General features: G+C 69.8%; 26 protein-coding genes and 1 pseudogene. 17 read left to right on the top strand and 10 right to left on the bottom strand.

The features are described from left to right. Window positions 1-686: 686 nt before the first annotated feature. Window positions 687-923: a hypothetical protein gene (locus AC0693_RS34180; protein ID WP_478803932.1), complete on the top strand. Its 237-nt coding sequence runs from the start codon at window positions 687-689 to the stop codon at window positions 921-923. Here the strand turns inward: AC0693_RS34180 and AC0693_RS34185 are convergent. After that, a complete protein-coding gene (locus AC0693_RS34185; protein ID WP_478803933.1) occupies window positions 920-1069 on the bottom strand; it encodes a hypothetical protein in 150 nt (49 codons plus the stop codon). The two genes, AC0693_RS34180 and AC0693_RS34185, sit on opposite strands and share 4 nt — an antisense overlap. A 746-nt stretch (window positions 1070-1815) precedes the next feature. On the opposite strand from AC0693_RS34185, the gene AC0693_RS34190 reads away from it, so the two are divergent. Beyond that, on the top strand, window positions 1816-2733 hold the full coding sequence (locus AC0693_RS34190) for a DUF4365 domain-containing protein (protein ID WP_478803934.1): 918 nt from the start codon (window positions 1816-1818) through the stop codon (window positions 2731-2733). A gap of 134 nt (window positions 2734-2867) precedes the next feature. On the opposite strand, the gene AC0693_RS34195 is transcribed toward AC0693_RS34190, so the two are convergent. Further along, window positions 2868-3140 carry a hypothetical protein gene (locus AC0693_RS34195; protein ID WP_478803935.1) on the bottom strand — a complete coding sequence of 91 codons (273 nt, stop codon included), beginning with the start codon at window positions 3138-3140 and terminating at the stop codon, window positions 2868-2870. Window positions 3141-3567: 427 nt separating this feature from the next. Between AC0693_RS34195 and AC0693_RS34200 the strand changes: the two genes are divergently transcribed. After that, on the top strand, window positions 3568-4182 hold the full coding sequence (locus tag AC0693_RS34200; protein ID WP_478803936.1) for a hypothetical protein: 615 nt from the start codon (window positions 3568-3570) through the stop codon (window positions 4180-4182). Between the two features lie 373 nt (window positions 4183-4555). On the opposite strand, the gene AC0693_RS34205 is transcribed toward AC0693_RS34200, so the two are convergent. Then, window positions 4556-4942, bottom strand: a complete 387-nt coding sequence (locus tag AC0693_RS34205; RefSeq protein WP_478803937.1) for a hypothetical protein — start codon at window positions 4940-4942, stop codon at window positions 4556-4558. Window positions 4943-5666: 724 nt separating this feature from the next. Here AC0693_RS34205 and AC0693_RS34210 point away from each other — a divergent pair. The 4 genes from AC0693_RS34210 (at window position 5667) to AC0693_RS34225 (ending at window position 9348) form a co-directional block, all read left to right on the top strand. Continuing rightward, complete coding sequence (locus tag AC0693_RS34210; protein ID WP_478803938.1) at window positions 5667-6227, top strand: hypothetical protein; 561 nt, start codon at window positions 5667-5669, stop codon at window positions 6225-6227. Between the two features lie 158 nt (window positions 6228-6385). Beyond that, entirely contained in the window at window positions 6386-7978 is a 1593-nt protein-coding gene (locus tag AC0693_RS34215; RefSeq protein WP_478803939.1) for a ParB/RepB/Spo0J family partition protein, read from the top strand. 108 nt (window positions 7979-8086) lie between these two features. Further along, entirely contained in the window at window positions 8087-8614 is a 528-nt protein-coding gene (locus AC0693_RS34220; RefSeq protein WP_478803940.1) for a hypothetical protein, read from the top strand. A 275-nt stretch (window positions 8615-8889) separates the two neighbouring features. Beyond that, the gene (locus tag AC0693_RS34225) at window positions 8890-9348 is read left to right on the top strand and encodes a hypothetical protein (RefSeq protein ID WP_478803941.1); all 459 of its coding nucleotides are present in this window, start codon (window positions 8890-8892) and stop codon (window positions 9346-9348) included. Between the two features lie 12 nt (window positions 9349-9360). On the opposite strand, the gene AC0693_RS34230 is transcribed toward AC0693_RS34225, so the two are convergent. The 3 genes and pseudogenes from AC0693_RS34230 to AC0693_RS34240 all read right to left on the bottom strand — a co-directional run bounded on the left by AC0693_RS34230 (window position 9361) and on the right by AC0693_RS34240 (window position 12879). Next, the gene (locus AC0693_RS34230) at window positions 9361-12294 is read right to left on the bottom strand and encodes a tetratricopeptide repeat protein (protein ID WP_478803942.1); all 2934 of its coding nucleotides are present in this window, start codon (window positions 12292-12294) and stop codon (window positions 9361-9363) included. A gap of 91 nt (window positions 12295-12385) precedes the next feature. Continuing rightward, window positions 12386-12590, bottom strand: a pseudogene (locus AC0693_RS34235) (IS701 family transposase); the annotation flags it as partial. Further along, window positions 12559-12879 carry a DUF2716 domain-containing protein gene (locus tag AC0693_RS34240; RefSeq protein WP_478804061.1) on the bottom strand — a complete coding sequence of 107 codons (321 nt, stop codon included), beginning with the start codon at window positions 12877-12879 and terminating at the stop codon, window positions 12559-12561. The pseudogene AC0693_RS34235 and the gene AC0693_RS34240, both read right to left, overlap by 32 nt. Window positions 12880-13061: 182 nt before the next feature. Here AC0693_RS34240 and AC0693_RS34245 point away from each other — a divergent pair, with 182 nt between their 5' ends. From AC0693_RS34245 to AC0693_RS34265, 5 genes are all read left to right on the top strand, one after another. Beyond that, window positions 13062-13616, top strand: a complete 555-nt coding sequence (locus AC0693_RS34245) for a hypothetical protein (protein ID WP_478803943.1) — start codon at window positions 13062-13064, stop codon at window positions 13614-13616. A 348-nt stretch (window positions 13617-13964) separates the two neighbouring features. Continuing rightward, window positions 13965-14225: a DUF6211 family protein gene (locus tag AC0693_RS34250; protein WP_478803944.1), complete on the top strand. Its 261-nt coding sequence runs from the start codon at window positions 13965-13967 to the stop codon at window positions 14223-14225. An 18-nt stretch (window positions 14226-14243) separates the two neighbouring features. Then, window positions 14244-14858 (top strand): hypothetical protein, encoded by a 615-nt coding sequence (locus tag AC0693_RS34255; RefSeq protein ID WP_478803945.1) that lies wholly within the window; start codon window positions 14244-14246, stop codon window positions 14856-14858. Between the two features lie 101 nt (window positions 14859-14959). Continuing rightward, window positions 14960-15424, top strand: coding sequence for a hypothetical protein (locus AC0693_RS34260; protein ID WP_478803946.1), 465 nt, complete (start codon window positions 14960-14962; stop codon window positions 15422-15424). A gap of 277 nt (window positions 15425-15701) precedes the next feature. After that, window positions 15702-16229, top strand: a complete 528-nt coding sequence (locus AC0693_RS34265; RefSeq protein WP_478803947.1) for an SMI1/KNR4 family protein — start codon at window positions 15702-15704, stop codon at window positions 16227-16229. Between the two features lie 30 nt (window positions 16230-16259). On the opposite strand, the gene AC0693_RS34270 is transcribed toward AC0693_RS34265, so the two are convergent. Continuing rightward, window positions 16260-16586 carry a hypothetical protein gene (locus AC0693_RS34270; protein WP_478803948.1) on the bottom strand — a complete coding sequence of 109 codons (327 nt, stop codon included), beginning with the start codon at window positions 16584-16586 and terminating at the stop codon, window positions 16260-16262. Window positions 16587-17067: 481 nt separating this feature from the next. On the opposite strand from AC0693_RS34270, the gene AC0693_RS34275 reads away from it, so the two are divergent. Next, the gene (locus tag AC0693_RS34275) at window positions 17068-17214 is read left to right on the top strand and encodes a hypothetical protein (RefSeq protein WP_478803949.1); all 147 of its coding nucleotides are present in this window, start codon (window positions 17068-17070) and stop codon (window positions 17212-17214) included. A gap of 273 nt (window positions 17215-17487) precedes the next feature. Here AC0693_RS34275 and AC0693_RS34280 read toward each other — a convergent pair whose 3' ends face one another. From AC0693_RS34280 to AC0693_RS34290, 3 genes are all read right to left on the bottom strand, one after another. Next, a complete protein-coding gene (locus tag AC0693_RS34280; protein WP_478803950.1) occupies window positions 17488-17814 on the bottom strand; it encodes a hypothetical protein in 327 nt (108 codons plus the stop codon). Between the two features lie 151 nt (window positions 17815-17965). Further along, complete coding sequence (locus tag AC0693_RS34285) at window positions 17966-18172, bottom strand: hypothetical protein (RefSeq protein ID WP_478803951.1); 207 nt, start codon at window positions 18170-18172, stop codon at window positions 17966-17968. Between the two features lie 121 nt (window positions 18173-18293). After that, the gene (locus tag AC0693_RS34290) at window positions 18294-18530 is read right to left on the bottom strand and encodes a hypothetical protein (RefSeq protein ID WP_478803952.1); all 237 of its coding nucleotides are present in this window, start codon (window positions 18528-18530) and stop codon (window positions 18294-18296) included. Between the two features lie 755 nt (window positions 18531-19285). Here AC0693_RS34290 and AC0693_RS34295 point away from each other — a divergent pair. The 4 genes from AC0693_RS34295 to fxsT form a co-directional block, all read left to right on the top strand. Beyond that, complete coding sequence (locus AC0693_RS34295; RefSeq protein WP_478803953.1) at window positions 19286-20155, top strand: helix-turn-helix domain-containing protein; 870 nt, start codon at window positions 19286-19288, stop codon at window positions 20153-20155. Continuing rightward, entirely contained in the window at window positions 20152-20379 is a 228-nt protein-coding gene (locus AC0693_RS34300) for a DUF397 domain-containing protein (protein ID WP_478803954.1), read from the top strand. The genes AC0693_RS34295 and AC0693_RS34300 overlap by 4 nt, the downstream gene beginning before the upstream one ends. A 189-nt stretch (window positions 20380-20568) precedes the next feature. Next, on the top strand, window positions 20569-21024 hold the full coding sequence (locus AC0693_RS34305; protein WP_478803955.1) for a hypothetical protein: 456 nt from the start codon (window positions 20569-20571) through the stop codon (window positions 21022-21024). 122 nt (window positions 21025-21146) lie between these two features. Beyond that, on the top strand, window positions 21147-23441 hold a 2295-nt coding region (fxsT, locus tag AC0693_RS34310; RefSeq protein WP_478803956.1), incomplete at its 3' end, for an FxSxx-COOH system tetratricopeptide repeat protein.

Raw genomic sequence — 23441 nt, forward strand, 5'->3', positions numbered from 1 at the left:
CCCCGCGGAGCGGGTACCTGAGCGCTGCGCGCTCAGGAGAGGAGCAGGCCGCTGCGCGGCCTGTGACGGAGTGTGATGCCCCCCGCCCGCGTGGGGCGGGGCCGGCCGCCCGCTTCGCGGGCTTGGCCGGGGTCTTCCGCTGCGCTCCAGACCTGGGGTTGAGCCGCTTCGCGGTCTCAACTCAGTCTGCTTCGCAGCCTGTTAGGCCGGTGCGCTGCGCTTCCCGGCCCCTGGGCCCGCTTCGCGGGCGGCTGGCTACAGGGTGGGGCTGGTCTCCGTGGTGCCCCTGCTCTGCCGTGCGCCTGGTGACGTGTAGTCAGCATGCAGGCTGTCCGGTGGAGTTGTCAAGCCTATAATTCCGTTCTGCAAAGAGACCTGACGGAGCGTCATTTTCTGTCCGTCGCTTGAATTGCCGAACAATTCATAATCGAATCTAAGGCGAATCACAAAGGCTTCAATTCGGGTTGCGGGGGCCGCATATGAAGATCGTCTGACGGACCCCGCTAACGGTTATGCCTGGGGGGGGGGGGGGCAACCGCGTCCGGCACGGTTATCATTCGCCCCGGGCATTGTCAGTGGTGGCCGATATTATTGAGTTAGTTCAGAGGAATTCGGAGCGGATCCGGTTCCGTGCTCTGCGCCCCTGCCCAGTGACCCCGCCTGCGGGATTCCGAGAGGACCACCACATGTCGAGTGCACCGTGCCACCACACCACCGCGGCGTATCAGGCCGACCTGTACCGGCTCAAGGTGCAGTTGTGGCTCCTCTGGGCCCTGTCGGGGCTGGCGGTCGTCCTGGCCGTGCTCGTTGGTGTGCACCTCGCCCCTGAATGGGCCGACCCGATCAGCACCGCCTGCGGAGCCGGGAGCCTCCTTGCCACCCTCGCCGGGCTCTGCGTCGCCCTTACACAGACTCGGTCCTAAGAACGGACTTGTGCCCGTTCCTCGGCCGCACAGCACCCTACCGGCGCCAGGTCGTCGGATTCCAGGTCTGCCGCATCGGTGTCGGCCTCGGCCAGGTAGACGTCGATAGTCTCGCGGAACACGTCTGCCTTTCCGTCATCGGCCATGGCCGGCGGGGTGACCCAGCGGCGTCCCCGCTGATCCACTTCGCCCGTGAGACTGGGTGCATGATCGAACCTGCTGGGCACCGGCTCCCACCCAGCAACTCCCCTGCACACCCCACGGTCCGCCCACGGACCCGCCTCGCCGCAGAACCCGAAGAGGCCGGTGTAGCCCCTCAGAGGCCCGCTACGCACCCAACTGATGGGCGGCGCCCAGGGGCCGGGACAGATCCCGAAGCCCCCTGAGGGGGTCCTCAGAACCCACCCTGGTTCCGTCTGCTTGGGGCGGCCCGGTGGTACCGCTGCCCCCCAGAACACGTCCGGGCACCGGGCCTCACCCACGCACGCCATATCGGCGCGGGCTAAGCCCGCCCCAGCAGACCCGCAGGCCGTTCCCGAGACCACCCACCAACGGAAGCCCTCTCACGCCTCCCTGAGCGCCTTTCAGGTGACCTAACGACCAGCAAGGACTGCGCGGCCCTACGAGGCGCTCAGGGAGGTGTTCGGCTTGTCTCTGAAACCCCATCCGTGGATACCTGACCTCCCCTACTCTGCGGCTATGAACAACCCTGACACCCGCTCCCCCAAGCCTCCTGGACGTATACGTCAGTGGTGGAACTACGCGATCTGATCACGCAGCGGAAATCCAAAGAGTCCGGCAGGCTCACAACGGCAGTTCGGTGGGCCCGCCGCTTTGGGCGGGGCGGACGGGGTCACGCCCTCCCACTTCCATCCACGACATCGGAGCGACAGTGCCCAACAGGCCGGTCCAACACCGAATCGCCTCGCTAGCCGTCGCCGCAGTACGGCAGGTCTGGAATCGCGGGGGCCACGCTGTAGATGAAATCCAAGAAGACTATGGCGAAGACCTTCTAGTTCAGATATGCCTGAACGGCCGAATGGACCCGGCAAGAATATGGGTGCAGGTCAAGGGCACCGAAAGAGACACAAGCAAGAAACTACCGACTGTCTCAGTAAAGTCTGACCAAGTTCTTCGTTGGGCAAGAACCGCTGACTTGGTGGTGGTCGTGCTCTGGGATGTCAACACGGAACAGGGTTGGTTCATCCTGCCTCAAGACCAGTTCGACCAAGTCGACTTGGCTTCGGGTATCGGCGGACACAAGTTAAACCTGAAGTTTTCGCGGGAAGCGAAATTCGATATAGACGCGGCTGAGCGCCTCGCGTGGGCTGCACGCATTGAACATGCAAATCGAACTGTCGTCTACGCGCGTGCAGGGCTTACCGAAGCAGTAGAAATGAATCTAGAGACCAATAAACATTTCTACAAGGGAATCATCGTTTCAACAGTCTTCGATTTCGCCGTATCGACCATGATTGTTACACCTGTCACAGGCGGCGGACGCCTATCCGAAGAATTCGTACTGCTGGTCTGGGAGCACTTCAAAAACGAAGACCCAACCGTCATGGACGAAGCCACGGGTCGAGCCATGATGCTCGCCATTTTCCAAATGGTCGCTGACCATTCCGCAGGAAATGGCGCGCCTCTCGGAATAGTCAAGGAAACGTGCGAGGCCCTCTACCCTCTCCTCTTCAGCTCCGAACTGCTTGCGATCTTCGCCGGATACGCCGAGAAATACTCTCCAAAGGGTCAACAGGCCAGTGGCGGCTTCATATTTCCCGCCGACAGATCAGAGTCAGACCGTGCCTAACCCGGCGGCGGCTGACTGCCGGTCGCCGCCAGGCGGGCCGACGTCACCCGGCGCCCGTTGCGGTGGCACGGCACCTGCGGACCAGTTCTGCGCACAGAATGCCGCCGCCAGAGTGCACTCCAACCTGCTGTGATCTAGGGGACGTCGCCGCACCAGACGAACCGGGCGACGTCGGCGGAGTCCCCCTTGGCATAGGCGGACCGGCCCCCCGGCCCGAACTGGCCGTGTTCCGACATCAACAGCGCACCGTCCACGACCTCCTGCGGGTCCCAGCCGGTCACGTCCAGCAGCAGACCATCCAGCGGCCCGCCCACCAGTTCCACGTACTCATGCCCCGGCGCAGGCCCCGGCTCCGGGTCATCCCGCTCCGACCCGTACGCCCGCCGATCCATCCACGAAGCATCCACCCACACACCCTCCCATCCCCCGCCAGGCACCGGTACGCGGATGGCGCACTACAACCCGCACACGGCAACACCCGGTGAGCGGTTACCTGAGTGCGGTCGAAGCCGCCGCAGGATCACCGCCCCCCACAGCCCCTCGGGGCCAACTCGCTGCAGTAGGTCCCGCCCCCGGAGTAGCCACTCCATCGCCGGGCCGGCCGCGTCCCCGCGCTCCCCGCACCAGATCTCCGGGACCAGGCCCCCGCAAACGTGAGCTAGCACGTATCTATATAGATTCACAGATCCGGCTACGCGTCACTTCGTGTTGCCCTCGCACCCGGGCACTCCGAACAACACCACCCCCAAGCCCAGGCAGAAGTATCTATATAGATTCCGGACCCGGCTTGCGTCGAGGCCCCGAACCGCCCCCAGCCGCGGGGATGATGGGGGCATGGGACACACCATGGTCATCGCCGTACGCCCCGACGACCTCGACCGCCTCGACACCCTCGTCGCCGCCCAGCAAGCCAACGAACTACGGTGGCAGGCCGTCGCGGAACAGGCCGCCGGGATCCTCACGCTACGGGGCGCAGCGCTGCGCGAGGCCCGCGCCCGGATCCGGACCGAGCGGGACCGGCTCCGCGAGAACGGCCAACACCGGGTGACCCGATGGCGAGCCCTGGCCCCAGCCCTCCGCACCGAGCTGGAACACCTCGGGTGGCTGCGGCCATGGGCGGCCATCCCCGACGGCGCCCCACACGCCGGACAGACCCTTGGTGGCACCGGCCCCCACAACGGGGCTGGCCTCACCGCACGGCTATGCGTCACCCTCCCCAACCAACTCTGGTCACCCCTCCACCACGGCGTCTACTGGACCAACCAACCCCACGTCACGGCCCTGGAGGCGTGGACCGACACTTGGGGAACCGCCCCCGCCGCCAGCCGCAGCGCACCCCGCGAGGCCCTCGAAGAACGCGAACGGATCGCCGCCCACATCATCACCACCGGCATGATCCTGCGCACCGCCCTGGAAAACACCGTCACCAGCCCCACAGGAGGGCCCTGACCAGTACAGAACCTGCCAGACGCCTCCACCAGCACAAACGGCAGCACTGACGCGACGTCACTGACACCACCCACTGACATGAAAGCGGCGCATCGCACCCAACCACCGCGCCCCACCCGCGAGACTGGATCCCATGACGCGCCGCACCCTGGGCACCGGCCCCCATCCCGCAACCACCCCCGCCCCCACACCACTTCGAGGGCGACTCCCCGCCGAACACGCACAGACTCCCGCCCCGGCTCCCCAGGAACCCGTGGTGACCCACTCCCCCGCCCGACGCACCCTCGGCACCGGTACCGACATCAGCTGAAGAGCCGGACGCGGCGGGTACCCGAGGTACCCGCCGCGCACGATCTTGCTGCGCTCGGCGCCGCTACTGATCGGCGGCAGGTGCCTGGACCAAGAGCATCCCGCTCGGGGCCTCTTCAACCGTCCAACCTGCGGCCCGGAAACGGCGCGCCACCATCGTCCGGAACGCCCAGCCCGATGCCGGCGAGACCGGGCGGAAGCTTCCCCGGCGGACGCGCCACACCATCAGGCGAGGGCTCGTCGTGACCCCTGGAGCCATGTCACGGCGGACGTACCAGCCCGTCGTGCGCGCGGTGACCGTCTGGCCCATACGGGCCAGAGGCAGGCCGTCCAGGACCGCCAGGGCAGCCCGCACGAGCGGATCACTCGACTCCCCCGGGGTGCTCCCGAGGGTGGTCGCCTCTTCGGTGGAACCGGGGTGCGCGGGCTGGGCGGGGGTGCTCTGGTTCATCGCTTCTCTCCTTGATGTGAAGGGGGCTGTGGGCTCCGGGGTTTTGCCCTCCCCCGAACCCACAGAAATATTGAACCATATTTTGGGGGTTGGTGGGTCCCTTCCCGGGCGGCCGCACAGAGGGCTGCTCCCGCCGCGCGGCGGGCGGGAGCGCGCAGGGGCACCCAGCCCGCGCAGCCTCCCCAGCCAACTCCGGTCGGCCGGCCCCCGCCCCCCCCCTTGAAGAGTCCGCCTGCACCCCAACCGCACACCCAGCCCACCAGCCCCGAACCCTCGCCCCGGATCACCCCCAAAGCCCACCTCACGAAAAAGCCCCCTCCCCCTCAGCCCTCACCCCCCAGCCCACCCCTCGGCCTTCACCACGCCTTCCACTCCAGACTTCAACGCCCACCCGCCACGCCCTGCACCCCAGCACAATCCCAGCCCTCCCAGAACTTCCCCTCTATCTTCCGTACATATATGTCTGGCTTCCCGTCACCCCGCGCACTGGGTCTGACCAGCAAAAATGCAAGACACTGCCGGAGGGCCCCTCCCCTCCACGCTCCCCCTCACGCTCCCCCTCACCGTCCCCCTCACTCTCCCCCTCACGCTCCTCCTCGGTTCGCCGCCCACCCCGGCACCCCCCTTCCAAAAACATCAGAAATATGGTTCAATATCGATGTCGGCAAGGGGAGGGCAAACCCCGAACCGGCAGCCCTCACCCCCTTCACCCCAAGGAGCAGCCATGACCAACATCGGCCCTCAGCCCGCCATGCACCCGATCGCCCCCACCCTGCCCCCGAGCGAGGCCAAGTGGCACGGCGAGTGGGAACGCGACTGCTGCGCCCTGGAGCCGTCCGCCGAGCGCCGGTGGATCCTGTGCGGGGATGATCGCTACACGGCGAGCGCAGCGGGCGGCCGTGCATGGGGCGTGACCGTGCGGCACTCCACCGGCGCCTCGGTGGGCAGGATGCCCGAGTCGGACGTCCTGGACGCCGTCGCGGAGCACCAGGCCGTCCTGGCCACACAGCGGGCGGAGGCCGACCGCCGCAAGACGGAGGCGTACCGCGAGCGGGTCCGTGGATACGGCTTCACTGCGGCCGACATGGACGCACTGCGACGCTCGTACGTGGGTCGCCTACCGAAGGGCCACCCCTCGCTGGCCGAGCGCGGGTGGCTGGTGCCCATCCTGGCAGGCAGCCACGTGCTCGGTTTCGCCGATCACACCGAAGTCGCGTGGAGGGCTACCCAGCTCGGCGAGCAGGCCGGGTGGCTCACCATCCCCGCAGGCCCGGCGCTCAGCTGACCGCAGCAGCTCGGCAGGCCTGACCAGTAGGGGGGATTCACCCTTTTGCTTCACCGAATCCCCCCCCATCAACCCCAAAAATATGGTTCAATATCTATGTGGGTGCGGGGGAGGGCAAACCCCCGGAGCCCACAGCCCCCTTCACACCAAGGAGAGACATGAAGACCACCCCGGCTACCGCCTCCACCCACACGATGGCGGCCGTCACCGCCCTGCTGGCCGACAACCCCGTCCCCTCCGGCGACCACGCCGACCTCCTCCAGGACATCGCGGCTACCGGGATCACCGAGCCGCTCAGCGTCACCGCCACCAGCACCGGCTCCGTGCGCGTGGTCGACGGCCTGAACCGCCTCGCCGTCGCCGTGGCCCTGGGCCTCACCGAAGTCCCGGTGACCTACCGGCCGCTCATCCCCGTGACCGCGCTCAGCGCCCACCCCGCAAACGTCCGCCGGAACCTGCGCATCAGCGCCGAGTTCGCCCAGTCCATCACGGTGGAAGGCGTACGCACCCCGGTCCTCATCACGCGGGCCGACGGCGGTCTGCGCGTAGTGGACGGTCACCGGCGCCTGGCCGCCGCAGTCAAGGCCGGCCACACCGAGATCCCCTACACCTACCAGGAGCGTGACGAGGCCGGTCAGGTGCTCGACATGCTCACCACTGCCCGTCACCGCGACTCCCTGACCAAGGGTGAGCAGACCGCCGCGCTCTTCGAAGCCGCCTCGCTCGGCGCCGAGACCGACCGGCTGGCCGCCGCAGCGGGCCTGACCGTCAAGGACGCCAAGAAGGTTCAGGGGCTCGCCAAGTCCCCGGCGGTGCGCACCGCGACGGCCGCCGCTGGCGGTAGCGATGCCCTGAACCTCGACACCATGGCGCTGCTCGCGGCCCTGGAGGAGAGCGACCCCGAAGCGGCGCGCGCCGCGCTGAGCGAGATTGAGGAGCACCCGGGCGGGAACCACAACTGGATCGTCCGCCGTACCGCCAACTTCGCCAAGGCGCGTCAGTCCGCCGCGCTTCACCGGGCGGAGCTGGAAGCCGCCGGAGCTTCCTTCCGGCGGGTGCAGGAACTGCGGGAGGGTGCCGAGCGCATCATGAACCTCCGCGTCGACAAGGCGGAGCACGCCGCGTGCCGGGGCCATGTGTGGGTCCTCGAAGACGGCGGCAGCCGCTATGACGCCTACTGCACCAACCCCGCTCTGTACGGGCACAAGGTCATCAACCAGCGGCCCACGAGCGGCAAGCCCAGCGCCGAGGAGCGCCGGGCGACCGTGAGCGGGAACAGTGACTGGGACACCGCCACGCAGATCCGGGCGGAGTGGCTGGCGGCATTCTTCGGGCGCAGCCGCCGGACGAAGGCCGTCAGTGACCGGATGTCCCAGATCATCGCGTCTGTGATGGTCACGGGCGGGGCCGTCCTCAGGCAGCGGGCCAGTCACCCGGCCACCCAGGCGCGGCTGTGCACCTGGATGGGCCTGCCGCAGCACACCCCGGCCGACCAGCGTGAAGCCGCCGTCGCCAAGAGCCCTGCGGCTGCTGTCAGCTGGACGTTCGCCGCCGTCGCAGCCGCCTACGAGCAGAACACCATCCGTTCCGTGTGGCGCACCGATGGCGATCACGCCAAAGCTGCCGTCCGCGCGGACGCGGCGCGGTACCTCACGTGGCTGACGAGCCTTGGCTACCAGCCGACCCCGATCGAGAAGGCCGTCATCGACGGCAAGCCCTACACCCCCAGCAAGGGCAAGCCGGGCAAGTAGCCGACGAACGGCTGGCAGAGGGCAAACCGCCAGCCGACCCACCCGGGGGAAGGGGAGGGCAAACCCCTTCCCCCGGGCCGGCCCCCCCTTCACACACCGGGAGCACCCATGCAGTCCAGCCGTACCCGCACCACCGGTTCCACCGATATCCCGTTCGCGCCGCTGGTCATCACGGGCGCCATCGCCTCGGTCACCACCAACGCCGACGGGACGTGGACCATCGTCCCCACCGCCGGAACCGCCCTGCTCCTCACCGGCCCGGACCAGGCCACCGCCTACATCGAGCGCGCGACGCTCGGCACCGGCCCGCAGGCACTGGCACCGGCCCGCAGCGTCCAGCGCCACCCCTCCGGTGAACGGACGGACGAGGAGACCTCCGAGTCCTGCGGCTGTTTCCAGGCAGCCCTCCCGAGCCGCCTGCACCTCGAGTACGCGGCGGACCTCATGCAGGCCCGCGCCATCGGCCAGCTCCTGCAGCAGGACTTCCAGATCCCCAGCAGCGCCCTGTCCGTGAGCGCAGACCGGCTACGGCCTGTACGCCCTCCACATCCCGCCCACCGGGCGGCAGTTCCCCGTTCACCGCAACGGACAGCGCGACGGTGCCCTTGGCGCCCGCCGCGTACCCGCCACCAGTAACACCAGTGGCACCAGCATCAGCCTGCAGTTCGCCCCCTACCCCTAGCCACGCTGCCGGGAAAAGTTCCACGACATGCCCCGCCCCGCCCCGGCCCGGCGCCTGCGGCGCCGGGCCGGGGCGGGGCGCTGATGCGACGCTCCATCCGGGCGCCAGCCCGTGGGTTTACCAGTCGCGCGGGGAGGGGCAGGAACGCCCTGGGCGGGTGCGCCGCACCCGAGTGCTCCGACGGTCTACCGATGGCGTTCGGTTCGGCGGGGCGGGAGGAGGGGTTTCTATGGATCCAGTGGCCCTTGCAGCCGTTGCGGGTTCGTCGCTCGTCGGGGCGATGGCCACCGACGCCTGGGAGCACGCGCGGGACGGGGTGGTCGCCGTGTGGCGCCGGTTCCGTCCGGAGCGTGCAGAGGTGGTCGGCGAGGACCTCGCCGAGCTGCGCCGGGAGGTGCTGCTGGCCGAGGAGCAGGATGACGAGCGCCTGCGGGAGGCGCTTGCCGCGGACTGGCAGCAACGGCTGTCCGAGCTGCTCCGGCGGCAGCCCGAGCTCGCGGGGGAGCTGGAGCGGGTGCTGGACGAGGTGCTCGCTCCGTTGCTGCCCGAGGAAGCGCGGATCCGGGTCTACAAGCAGACCAATATCGCCCACGGCAACGGACGCGTCTTCGGTGTCCAGGGCGGGAACCTGATCTACCACGAGGGCAAGGGGCAGGGCGGGGGCAGCCCGGAGGGGGCCGCCGGCTGACGTCCGGGCCGCTCAGTCGGCGAGTTCCGCGCGCAGCATGTCCCGGAGGGCCTCGAAGCGCCTGAGGTCGGTCGTGAAAGCCGCAGGGTTCGCCGGGGCCAGTTCCTGCTGGATTCCGATGGCCTCCTCGACCAGTGCCAAGCCCTTGCGGACGAAGCCGAGCCGGGCCCAGTGAGCGCCCAGGTTGGCGAGCGCGCGGGCCACATCGGACCGGTAGGCCGACGGGTGCTCCTCAGCCAGGGTGCGGAAAATTCCGACGGCGGCCTCGGACGCGTGGACGGCGTCCATGATGCGGTCCACCGCGGCCAGGCGGTTGCTGAGGTTGTTCAAGGCCATGCCGAGGTTCTCCCTGTTGACGGCCTGGCCGCTCGTGGCGTGGCTGCGGTGGATCTGCACGGCCTCCTCGGTGGCCGCCAGCGCCACCGCCGGCCGGTCGAGGGCGCCGAATCGGTTCCCAAGGTTGGACAGTGCGACGGCCAGGAAGTCCTCGTGCAGGACGGGGTTGACCACAGCCAGTTCGCGCCACTGGGCCACGGCCTCCTGGCTGGTCTCCAGCGCCTCAGCGGCGCGGCCCGCCGCCCACAGGTAGACGCCGAGGCCGGTCAGTGACCGGGCGAGGGCGGGCCGGAAGACGTCCGGGTTAACGGTGGCCAGCCGACGGCGGATACCCACGGCCATGGTGGCAGCGTCGCAGGCCTCCTCGCCGCGTCCCATGCCCCATAGGTGGTTGGCGACGGTGGTCAGGGAGGTCGCGTACCTGGGTTCGTACTGGTCGGGGTCGGCGACGGCCAGCTCTCGGAAGATGGTGAGCGCGGCGAGGCCGGCCTCGACGGCGTCGGCCCGGTGCCCCAGCTGGAAGAGCGCGATCCCGGCGTTGACCAGCGCGCGGGCGAGGTCGGGCCGGTGTCTGTCGGGGTCCGTGTCGGACAGCTCGCCGTACAGGTGCACCGTTTCCAGGGCGGTGTTCACGGCCTCCTGGAGGCGGCCCGCCTCCAGGAGCTGGTGGACCAGGTTGCTCAGGGGGAGGGCCAGATCGGCCTGTGGCATGTCGGGGTTTTCGGCGGCGTGGCGGCGGGCCAGACGTATGGCCTCCTCGGTGGCGGCCAGCGATTCGGGGGGCCGTCTCATCGCCGACAGGCAGGCGCCGAGGTTGGCCAGGGCGCCGGACAGGGCGGGCAGGTGCTGTGCGGGGTTCTCGGCGGCCGGGCCGCGCAGGCATTCGACCGCCCGCTCACTGTTGTCGAGGGCCTCTGGGGCAAGGCCGGCGTGGGACTGGCGGATCGCCAGGGCGGCGTAGAGGATCGAGCGTTCGGCCGGGTCCCGGGTGAGACCGAGGCGGTGGGCGGTCAGGGTCGCGGTCACCGCGGCGATGCCGGGGTCCAGGTCGGTGTGCCGCCCCTCCGGGAAGTACGCTTCCACGGCTTCGAGGACGGGGACGACGTCGGGCAGGTTCGCGAGGACCGTCAGGGCGGCGCTCCCGGCGTCGACCGCCAGCCGGGGGTCCGTCAGCAGCAGCGGGTGCAGGTACTGCGGGCCGAGGTGCTTCCAGTGCTGGGCGGCGGACAGCAGGAAGGTGACCGCGCGGGCGGTCCAGGGCGCGGGGCCGGGCCCGCTGTCGGACCGTTCGAGCAGGGCGGAGGTATCGGCCTCCGCCCACGGCTGGTCCGGGTAGGCGAACCGGTGGCCCGGCATGGTCAGGGCGAGGAAGTCCTCGGCGAGGCGGTCCGGGTAGAGGGGCTCCAGGACCTGGTCGGCGCCGGGTTCGGCCGGCGGGTAGCAGGACGTGTGGTCGTCCAGCACCTCGGCGGCGTCGGGCACCCGGAGCCGGCCGAGGACCGTCGTGCCGGCCGTTCGGGAGAGCGTTCCGGTGAGGACGGCGGCGTACACAGTCCGGTTCATGACCTCGGGCGGCGTCCGGAAACCGTTCCCGTCCTGCCCGGCGTTGGCACCGTCGCCGTACAGCCGCGCCCAGTGCAACCGCTCGCGGTCCAGGAGGTACATGGTCAGGCCGGGCCGGTCGGTCGGCACTTCGGCGGACGGTGTGGACTCCGCCGTCGTTTTAGTCTCGGAGCTTGAGCCGGGGCCCGGGTTGGAGTCGGCATCCGGCGCGTGGACATCGACGGCGACCAGGGCGGCCATGTGAACGGCCAGGGGCAGCCCGAACTCCGCTCCCTCCAACGTCGGGGGCGGCTGGATCACGGCCGCGTCGCGGAACCGGTAGATTCCGGCGAAGGCGTCCCGGGCGGCGGCGAACATCGCGCCGCGGGCCTCCCCGCCGGGCGGCAGGGCCTCCAGAGGCTGGACGGAGACGTCCGCCTGGTAGGCGTCCAGGATGCCGCGGAGCTGAGGCAGTTCGTTCATCGTGCGCCCCAGCATCAGCACCCGGGTGGTCACGCCGTTCCGGTGCAGCAGGGCGTTTTTCAGCAGCCAGGTCAGGTTGGTGGTGAGCCACCGGTCGGCGTAATCGACGATCAGCAGTAAGCCAGCCGTTCCGTCGGGCCGTAGGTCTTGGCTGCCGGGCTCGATCGGATCGGCATCGGGACCGTGGAAGGCGACGGCAACCGTCCAGCCAGCTTCGGCGGACTCGTCGGCGAACTGGGCGGCAAGCCGGCTCTTGCCCTGACCGCCCGGCCCGTACAGCCACCGGACGCCCAGCCGCCCGCTGCCGTCCCGCCACTCCCGCAGCTCGTCGAGCTCCTCGTGGCGGCCGGTGAAGGGGACCACGGCGCGGCGGGCGTTGAGCATCCGGCTCGGCAGCTTGCGGAGCCAGTCCCGGTGGACGTCCGTTGCGCCCTGCCAGACGCCGAGGAGGTAGAGCGGCAGTCCCCCGGCGCCGTGCACGTGGATGTCGGCCCCGATCACGCCGAACGCGAAGCCGCTGACGGCTATCACGTTCTGCACGTACAGCGGCTGTGAGTCGTCGGCGCTGCGGTAGGCATGGCTCACGAGGCACCTGCCCTTGCTCGGCATGTGACGAGAAGTCGGGAAAACCCTAGCGGGCCGGAAGGGGTACCGGGAGGGAAGTGGACAAGTCAGCGTCCGCGTCCCAGTCCATCCGGTCAGGCAGCCGGTGGATCCGGTCCGGACCCGCATGCCCGGCCTCCTCGGCAAGCGTCCAGCCGTTCATCCGCTCCAACGGAGCTATCAGCCCCCGCATAGGCAAGAGCCGACTCCCGCGGCTCCGACCTGGAGAAACGGTGCACGAACCGCTCATACAAGGCCCTCAGAGCCGCGAACGAGATGAGGCGAGAAGCGGAACGAAGCGTGTTGCCAGTCCAGCGCGAACAGCGTGCGCTGCGCAGGAACGCAGCCCGTCAGTCCCTGCTGGACCACCTCAACAAGTCGGTCCAACCGCTCATAGCCGGGGTCGTCATCCAAAGGGGCCAAGCTCCACGTGACGGAGTCGAGGGGCTCCTTGATCACTGGCCATGTGGCCGGGCCCATGCCGGGCCGAAAGGCGAAGTCCGCGTAGAAGCGGTCCCATACGTCGCGGTACTCCGCTTCCGAGAGTTGGACCACAGGAACGTTCATCACACGCAGAGCCTACCGAGCAGCGCCCTCGGCCAGCACCGAGCAACCATTCACGGAACTCCGGTCAGAGCCAAATTCAACGAGCCTCATCAGTGGCCGGGCGAACCGATGGACGGCGCTGAACGGCAACGGCTTTCCTGGGCCGTCTGTGCGGCCGGACCCAGCGGGCGTAGCGTGAGCGTATGAGCAGCGAAGTGGATGCGGGCGGGCCGAAGTTGCCTCCCAGCTACCCCCCGAAGTCTCCGCCGCCGCCGAAGCGGCCCGTCGAGGCGCCCCGCCCGCAGACGGAGGCGGAGACAAAGCCGGCGTCGGCGGTCGGTCTGCCGTCGCCGCGTATGACGGTCCGGAACCGGCGCACTGCCGGATTGACGTTCCGCTGCGACCAATGGGCCGCGGGCAAGGCAGCCACCCAGGCCACCGAGACGGCCAGGGCCTGGGGATACCCGCGGCTGAATGAGCAGGACCTAGCGGCCGCCGTTCGGATGCTCGTCGACGCGGCGACCGCCGATGGCGGGAAGCGCATCAGCGTGCACCTAGCTGACCAGGACCGGAAGATCCTCGTCGTGGTCCTCTCACACGTGCCCGGTCTCGCCGAGGACGCCCTGATTCTCGCGGACGTCGCCGCTCTGCGAACGGTGGAGTCGTGCAGTACCGACGCTGCGCCCGACGGCCGACGCTTGTCCGCCCTGCTGGACGCTGATCCGCCTCCAGCCCGCGCCCGGCGATCAGTGGCCTGACCATCGGGGCGGGGGAACGGGCAGAGGCCGACACTCCGCGAGGTCGCATCCAGCATTGACGCCACCCCTAGAAAACTGCACCGGAAACATGGTTCAATAATCGCAGCGGTTGTGAGGACATTTCCTGTTGGCCCCGCCGCCCTGCGCCGGGGCCAACAGGCACAGGGGCGCGCACCAGGCCATCCAGGTCAGGCCGCACCACGACGAGGAACTGCAGCACCGCCCCCGCCGGCACCTGACCGAAGGCCCGCACATGAAAGTGCCCGGCGCGCGCAATGGGCAAAAGGCGCGCCGGGCGAGTCCCCTTCACACCACAGGCCCTCACGGGCCCCCGGAAAGGACACCCTCATGGTAGACGCCCCCGCCGGCCGTGCCCCCGAGCCGGGCGACCTGGTCCGGCTGCTGCCGGGCAACTCGGCGGGAGCCGATCCCGCCCTCGCCTACCTGATCGCCGACACCGCCGACGAACACCCCGGCAACTACGAGATCTGGCACCTCACCGACCACCCCGATCACCTCGACTGGGCCGCCGCCGTCACCACCAACGACATCACCACCGTCACCCGCATCACCACCACCACCGCCCGCACATGGACCCCAACCCCCTGACCCAGGAGACCCCCACCCATGCCCGACCCCGCCGAGACCGCCAGCCCCCGCCGGCTGACCCGCGCTGAACTCGCCGCCGCCTACGGCTACAGCACCAACACCCTCGACCGCCTATGGGCCGACCGCGAATCCAACGGGCACCCGCCCGCCGAACGCCAGGGCCGCACCCTCACCTGGGACCCGGCCGAGTTCGAAGCCTGGGACCGCAAACGCCAGGACATCATCGGCGTCGCCGAGTTCGCACGGATCCTCGGCCACAACGACAACTCATGGGTCACCAAAGCCGCCCAGGTCCCGCCCGCCGGCTTCCCCAAACCCACCGAATGGGCCGACCCCGTCAACCGACGCCGCCCCAAATGGAACCGCGCCGACGCCCAGCACTTCGCCGACAACCGCACCACCACCTCTCCCCCCGCAGGAGCAGGCAAACCCGCCGGCGCCCGTACCGGCACCCGCTACGCCGACGACCCCCGCCTCGCCCTCGCCCGCCAGGTCCTCACCGAACACCCCACCGAACGCACCGCCCAGCACATCGCCCGCCTCCACCAACTCCACCCCGGACCATCCGCCAGCACCTGGACCAAAATCATCCAGGCCGCCCGCGACACCACGACACCCAACGACCAGACATAGAACGAGCCCCGGGCACGCCCACCGGCCACTCACCAACCACCGGCGATCCCCTGGCACCTCACCCACCAGCACACCGCAACCTCACCCACCAGGAGCAGACCATGACCCACACCACCCACCCCTTACCCGCCGCACTCGGCAACTGGACGTGCACCTGCAGCGCCACCAACCCCCGGAACTGGGACGCCTGCGGCGAGTGCCAAGCCCCCAGCTGGACCTGCGCAGCCTGCGGCGAAGTGAACCCCGACCGCCGCAGCCACTGCAACGAATGCGACAACACCATGCCCGCCGAAGCCCTCGGCGACCGCGACGAAGACTTCGAGATGACCTACCCCGAGTGGATCAACACCCAGGTCGGCCCCCGCCACACCGGCGGACACTACGACCACGGCACCGACGACACCGCCTACGAAGTCCTCGCCATCGACCGCGGCCCCCGCACCGACTGGCCCACCTGGCAGATCACCGTCCGCTACACCGACGGCCGGACCCTGACCCACACCAGCGCATGGGACCCCCGCAAGGACCGCATCATCACCCAGCCCACCACCGCAGCCGACCAATAGCCGCACCCCCGCCCGCCCGGACACGCCGAAGGCCGGACACCCCCTTGCGGGACTGTCCGGCCCTTGCCGTATACCGACCCCGCAGCGCTCAGCGGCCCCCAGAGGCCGCCAGGACGGGGTGATCAACATGATGGTGCTCCACCTCGACCCCGTACTCGCCGCCCCAGGCGCCGTACAGGCCACGGGCCACTGCCTCCGCCACCGCGACCGACCTTTCCCGGACTAAGAAATGATCTTGCTGCTGAGGTCGGTGCAGCTGCGCCGTAGGCTGCGTGTCATGGGGCGATTCGATGAGGTCATGGCGACGTTCTGGGGTGACGGTGATTACGGTGTCCAGCCGCCCCTTACGGACGAGATGGTGCGAGAAGCCGAGCGTGCGCTCGGTGTGAGGCTGCCCGCGGCCCTGCTTGACCTTCTGCGTGTTCAGAACGGCGGCATCGTGGCTGCTGATTACGATGCGTTCCCCACCAGCCAGCCGACATCGTGGAGCGAGGACCACGTTCCCTTCGACCACCTGATGGGCATCGGGCGGCGCGACGGGGCGACCTCGTTGCTCGACACCCCGTACTTGATCGGCGAGTGGGGTATGCCAGCGCCACTCGTGCTGCTCTCCGGCGATGGGCACTGCTGGATTGGGCTCGATTACCGCGTCTGCGGACAGGATGGCGAACCCTCAGTCACATGGTTCGAGACCGACCTCAACAGGGAGGTCGTCCTGGCCAGTGACTTCCGCTCGTTCGTCCAGGCCCTCACTGCGGCGAGCGCGTATGGCGACGGCTCTGTTGAGGACCCCGTACCTACCTAGTGAACGCCGTCTGACCGGGGATGCACTTGATCACGTGCAAGCAACGCATCGGGCGAGGTCTGCTGAAAGGAAGACAATGAACCGGCGCTGCGAGCCGGTGATCGTAGCCAAGTAGATCCGGGCCGAACCTTCAGCGTGAAGTCGGTCGACGGCTTCGGCCAGTCCGGGTCGGAGTGTGTCACCGCTGTCCAGCATGACCTGGTGTCGGTGGGACCAGATCGCCCAGAGCTGACGTGCAGAGGCGGTCTGGCTTCGGAAAACCTCAAAGTCCGCGCCCGCCTGAAGTTCGGCCAGAGCGGCATGAGCAGCGACGCTGGTGTCCCGGGTGAGCACAGATTCCAAGTCGTCGCGGTCCATGCCGCCAGTCTGCCGTACTCCCTTCTTGGCAGGTCAGAGGTCAGACCTGCTGGCCGGTGCCCCCCGTTTCCGAGTGACCAACAGGGCTCGATTCGGTGAAGACAGGCATGCCAACGCTGCTCTTCGACGCGCACAGAGCCACAAGCTAAAGGCCGAGGGACGCCCGTCGTCGGCCCACAGGTCCACTGACACCCGTGCGCTGTCGGTCTCGGCACGGATTTCCCGCCGGCATGGACGGAGTCGCGCATCGGCCGGTGGATGGAGCGCTTAACCGATCTCCCGATGGTTCATCAGCATCAGTGCTCAGAAGCCTTTTTGCAGGTCAGGACGTACTGGGTGTCATCTTGACCGAGACCGGGTTTCAACGCGTCAGCAACCCCATAGAATTCGGGCTACCTCACGGAGGCTGCCTCCAAGTGCCCTGCCATTTCGGCAGGGACCCCCGATCGGGGGTCACCTCGGGAGCACCGGGAGGCGCAACATGGCGAACACCGACGGCACGGACAACAAGGAAGGGGAGGAGCCCGACCGGCGCAGGCCGCCCTGGCAGCATGCTCTGGTCTTCTGGTCCCCGGTGTGCGTGCCGGTGATCGCCGAAGTGATGAAGTGGTTCATCCCCCAGGGGTGACCAGCGCGCGATGAGACGGCCGGAACCGGTGCCGGGGCAGCACAGAGCCCGGCCGGAATCAGGTCGGCCGGGCTCGTAGCAGACGCATCACTGGGAGGGTTCGGCCTGGTTGCACCCGGGTCGGGCCCTCCCCTGCAATGCGGGCTTGCGTGCACGCAAGCAAGGCTTGCGTGCACGCAAGCTACATCGTAGCCACCGACACGTAAAAGTTGATTGGCAAGTACAGACCCAGGTCAGCTATCCGTGTCAGGACAAGGGCTCCCACTCTTCAGCTCACCGGACCCGGTCCTGCCGTGCGCGGCGCCGAAGCTGATGCTCGTCCTCCTCCCGCAGCAGCTCACCGAGCGCCCGCGCCAGAGCAACAGCCCTCACCCACGGATCGGAGGGTGCCAGGCGGAGCGCAGCGTCCCAGGCCGCGAGTGCGGCGTCGGCCGACGCCGGACGGCGGCCATCGGCCTGGAAGTGGAAACACAGGACACCGTGCGCGACCAGACCGCCCTCGTCCACCAGGTACGTGACCCACTGCGCCGCACTCTCCGGAGGCTCCACAGCGGCCAGGACGTCCGCGACAGCGTGGGCAAGCAGCTCTGCCCGGCTCACCGCTCGTCTGCCCGGGCCGGCCTGCAGTCAGGATCACCCACATCGTGCGCCCAGTCCGACGGGCGAGCCCCCGAAGCGGAATGCCGGATGATCTCCTGCCCGCCCGACCGGATCGGCCGGTCGCACTTGGCGCAGATCCGGCCCGCGGCAGTCACGCCGGCTCCAGCGCATCGGGCGCCGCCGTGAACTCCCGCCCGTCCGCACCGCGCACATACGCGGTCCGGGTGTAGACCTCCTGGCCGGCGACGGAGCCCTGCGCCTCCTTGATGACGGCCATCAACTCGCCCTCGCGGTCCGTCCTGGGGTCCCGCACCTGCTGGTGCAGCAGTCGGTGCTCCACGTACTCCGGCAGCGCCATGATGGACGATCCCTTCTCTGCGAAGCCGCGGCCACACGGCCAGGAGCTTCTCGGTAAAACGGGCGGGTTGGTGAGGGCGCGGCCAGCGGGTCAGCTGGCACCGCAGGCCGCGCCCCGTTGATCAGCCGTCCCCGAAGGAGGTGGAGACGGCCGGCAGAGGGGCACGCGCCGCGCAGCGGCAGGCGCGAGCCTGAGTGGTGGCCGTGGCAGCGGCGCCCCCGGCGGGGGGCTGCGCTTCGGCCTCGGGGACCTCCCTGCCCGCAACGGCCGGGATGGGTGCGGGAGCGGCGTCGGCAGTGGCCGCGAGCACGGTGGACCAGGCGGCGAGGGCCAGACCCACGACGTTCGCGGCGATCATCACGGCCCCGGGGAGTACGCCGTCCGGCGCGCGATGGGTAGCGGCGCGACGGGGACGTAAGCCGGTCACCGGGCGGGCCGCTGGGTGTGCATCGTCTGTTCCATGGCCAGGCGCCGCTCCGTCCCGCCGGGCAGCCGCACCCACACGTACGCGGCATTCGCGTCCACTCCGCTCCAGCCGCTCCCGACCTGGACGACCTCGCCCTCATACAGCTGAGGCCGCTCGCGCGTGCCCGGCTCGGGAAGGGTCCACCCCTCTACCCAGTCACCGACAGCGAACGGACACCCTGCCGCCTGGATGGCGACCCGGGCCGCGCGCGCCCCGGTCGCCGGACCGGCCTGGCAGGTGCAGGAGCGGAGAAGGGGGTCAAGGGACCGGGTGCGGTGCGGAGGGGGGTGTCCCTGGCTGTTGGTGCTGGTCGTGGTGCTCGGGCTCGTCTGCATAGTCGGCCTCGGCGTACTCGCGTCGATTGGGGTTGAGGACTGCCCAACTCCCATGGGGCAAAGCGGGCGGGCCCTCAGAGGGCACGACAGTGCGTCGAGAGTGATCATCACTTGACGCACCGTAACGAGCCTCGGACGTAGCATGCTCTTTTTGACGGTCGCTGCGCAATATGGCGGCGCGAATCTCAAAAGATGCGACCTGTCATACGCCTCAATCCGGCTGTGCCAATGGCGAGTTCACGTGCACCACTGGCGACCGGGTATGCGCCAGTGGCGTACCGCCGCACACCAGCGTCATGCCACACTGCGCGCATGACGCAGACACGTGCGACACCGACGGTCAAGAGAAGGCGAGTCGGCGCCCAGCTGCGGCGCTACCGCGAAGCCGCCCACATGAGTTCGGGCGACGCAGCGAAGGCAATGACGTGGGACAGCGCCAGGATGAGCCGCATGGAGCGCGGACTGCAGCGGGTCACCGCGGACGAGGTCCACGCCCTGGCGAAGGTCTACGGCGTCAACGACCACGCCGCCATCGTGGAGATCGCACGTGTCGCGGAAGAGCCGCCGGACATCGGCTGGTGGATGCCGTACCGGGGACTGATGACGCAGGAGTACATCGACTTCATCACCCTCGAATCCGAGGCCGAGACCATCCGCATCTGGCACGCGGGACTGGTCGGCGGGCTGCTCCAGACCCCCGCCTACGCCCGGGAGATCGCCGCCACATCGGTCACCCCGATGTCCCTGGCGATGTCAGAGCGGCTCGTCGCCGCACGCATGGCCCGGCAGGAGGTGTTCAGCCGGCCGGGGAAGCCCGTGCACTACTCGGCTCTCGTCCCCGAAGCAAGCTTCCATCAGCGGTTCGTGGCAGGGCCCGCCGTCCTGCGCGACCAGCTGGCGCGGCTGCTGGACGCATCCGAAGCGCCGCACATCGACATCCGCGTGGTGCCGCTCACCGCTCTTCCCCACCCCGGCACCGGTGGGAATTTCACCATCCTGACCTTCGGCCACCCCTGGCGCCCCGTCGTCTCTGTCGACCACGCCCGTGGCGGCAGCACGCTGGAGGACCCGGCGGAAGTCGAGGTTTTCGACGCCATGTACGCCCGCATCGAGGACGCAGCACTCCCCGCGGAATCATCCCGGGACCTCATCACCACCTACCTGGAAGGAACTCGCACGTGAGCACCCGCGAAGGATCCGAGACGTCCCTCGGCTGGTACAAGTCCAGCTACAGCAGCGGCGACAGCGGCCAGTGCCTGGAAGTCGCACCCACCTCAGGCGCCCTGTACGTCCGCGACTCCAAAGCCATGGGGCGCGGCCCGGTCCTGCGCTTCCCCTCGGCCGCCTGGTCCCCGTTCATCACCGATGTAAGGGACCAGCACACCACCAACGCCACCGTGGCGTAGCCCGCGGGGCGCAGGTGAGCCCCTCAAGTAAAACAGCGCCCTGCCGCCGCCCCGGGCCCCCCGCCTTCCAGGGGGCCCGGGGCGCACCGCGTCCTGGGCGCGGAGGGGCGCGTGGTTGTCGGGTATTTTCGCGCAGCCGCTGCCTGCGTGCCGGGGCAGCGGTACGGTCGCGGGAGCAGAGACGCGAGCATGGGGGTGGGGATGCTGGAGGCGGCGTTGGCGGCACTGGCCGTGGCGGGTGGCACCACGGTGGTGCAGGCGGCAAGTACTGACGCGTGGAATGGACTGCGGTCCCAGGTGGCCCGGCTGCTGGGCCGCGGGGATCCGGCGGTGGAGCGGGCGGAGCTGGAGCGCCTGGACCAGACCGCCACCGCCCTGCGCGGGCTGGAGCCGGCCGAGGCGGACCGGGTACGGATCCGGCAGGAGGCGTCCTGGCAGACCCGCTTCGAGGTGCTGCTGGAGAGCGTGAGCGACCCACAGGAACGTGCCCGGCTCGCCGAGGGACTGCGGGCCCTGGTCGAAGAACAGTCCGCGCACACAGGTGGCGGGGCTGGCGTCGTCTCCGGCAACGTCTTCAACGGGCCCACCGCCTTCCAGAGCGGGGCGAACAGCCGGCAGGACAACCACTTCGGGACCGGGTCCTGAACGGCCCCGCCGGCCACGAACGCACCCGTGGAACCGGCGGGGACACGTTCAACGGTCCCGCCGCCGGCCAGTACGGCGACCACAGCACACAGAACAACTACTTCCCCACCACGCGCCCCCCGGTGACCTGGCCGCACCAGGTCGGTGTGATCCCGCGCCGCGCCGACTGCTTCCAGCACCGCCACGCGGTCGACGAGGTCGGTGCGGCCCTGGCTGTCGGGGACACCGCGGTCCTTACCGGCCAGGTACTGGCCGGTGTGGGCGGAGTCGGCAAAACGCAGCTCGCCGCCGACTACGCCCGCCGTGCCAGGAACTCCGGCGCCGCCGACCTCCTGGTCTGGATCACCGCCAGTACCCGGACCGCGATCACGTCCGGGTACGCGCAGGCCGCTGCAGATGTCCTGCCCGTGCCGCCGGAGAACCCCGAAGAGGCCGCAAGGGCATTCCTTGCATGGCTCGAACCCCGGGCCACGGCGACGCCGCGGCGCTGGCTGATCGTCCTGGACGACGTCTCAGCCCCTGGTGACCTCTCCGGCCTGTGGCCGCCGGCCGGCCCGCACGGCGCCACTGTGGTCACCACCCGCCGCCGCGACGCCGCCCTGCACGGCCCCGGCCGACGCCAGGTACCGGTAGGCATGTTCACCCCCGGCGAGGCCACCTCGTACCTGCAGGCGGTCCTCGCCGAACACGGTCGCCACGAACCAGACCAGCAACTTGCGCACCTGGCCGCCGAACTCGGCCACCTTCCCCTGGCCCTGTCCCAGGCGGCCACCTACCTCATCGACACCGAACTGGACTGCGCCACTTACCGCCGGCGCCTGGCGGACCACACCCGCCGCCTGGCCGATCTGCTCCCCGAGGCCGGCTCCCTGCCCGACGACCAGACCACCTGCACGGCCGCGGCCTGGTCACTGTCCATCGACCGCGCCGGCCAACTCCGGCCGGCCGGCCTGGCCCGCCCCATGCTCGAACTCGCTGCGATGCTCGACCCCAACGGCATCCCCGCCCCCGTCCTGACCAGCCCACCCGTGCTGGCCTACCTCGCCGAACACCGCACCGACAGCACACCAGGCAACGGCCCGGCGGAGCCCGTCACAGCGGAACAGGCGTACGACACCCTGCGGGTACTGCACCGCCTGAGCCTGATCGACCACACCCCCGGCACGCCCCAGCAAGCCGTCCGCGTGCACCAGCTGATCCAGCGTGCCGTCCGCGAACCCCTGCCCACCGACCGGTACGACCAACTCGCACGTACCGCCGCCGACGCCCTGACCGTCACCTGGCCCGACGTCGAGCGGGACACCGCCCTCGCCCAGACCCTGCGCACCAACACCGACGCCCTCACCCGCAACGCCTCACGGGCCCTCTACCAGCCAAGGGCCCACGCCGTGCTCTACCGCACGGGGAGAAGCCTTGGTGCGACAGGCCAGGTTACCGCCGCCATCACACACTTCCGCCGCCTCGCCGACACCGCCCACACGCGCCTCGGCCCGGACGACCCCAGCACTCTCGCCGCCCGGCACAATCTCGCCCGGTGGCGGGGGGAGGCGGGGGACGCGGCCGGTGCCGCCGCGGCTATCGCCGAGCTGCTGGAGGACCAGCTACGGGTGCAGGGCCCCGACCACCCCGTCACCCTCGCTGCCCGGCATGATCTCGCCCACTGGCGGGGTACGGCGGGGGACGCGGCCAGCGCCGCCACCGCTCTCGCCGAGCTACTGGAGGACCAGCTACGGGTGCAGGGCCCGGACCACCCCAACACCCTCGCCATCCGGAACAACCTCGCCTACTGGCGGACGGAGGCGGGGGACGCGGCCGGCGCCAGTGCCGCCTTCGAGCAGCTGCTTAAGGACCGGCTGCGGGTACTGGGCCCCGACCACCCCCACACCCTCACCGCCCGGAACAACCTCGCCTTCTGGCGGGGGGAGGCGGGGGACGCGGCCGGCGCCGCCACCGCTCTCGCCGAGCTGCTGGAGGACCGGCTACGGGTACTGGGCCCCGACCACCCCCACACCCTCGCCACCCGGAACAACCTCGCCCGGTGGCGGGGGGAGGCGGGGGACGCGGCCGGCGCCGCCACCGCTCTCGCCGAGCTGCTGGAGGACCAGCTACGGGTGCAGGGCCCCGACCACCCCGACACCCTCGGCGCCCGGAACAGCCTCGCCTACTGGCGGGGGGAGGCGGGGGACGCGGCCGGCGCCGCCAGCGCCTTCGAGCAGCTGCTGGAGGACCGGCTACGGGTACTGGGCCCCGACCACCCCCACACCCTCGCCGCCCGGCACAACCTCGCCCACTGGCGGGGAGAGGCCGGGGACGCGGCCAGCGCCGCCACCGCTCTCGCCGAGCTGCTGGAGGACCGGCTACGGGTGCAGGGCCCCGACCACCCCCACACCCTCGGCGCCCGGAACAGCCTCGCCTAC

The sequence above is a fragment of the Streptomyces sp. NPDC043876 genome (assembly GCF_056435825.1).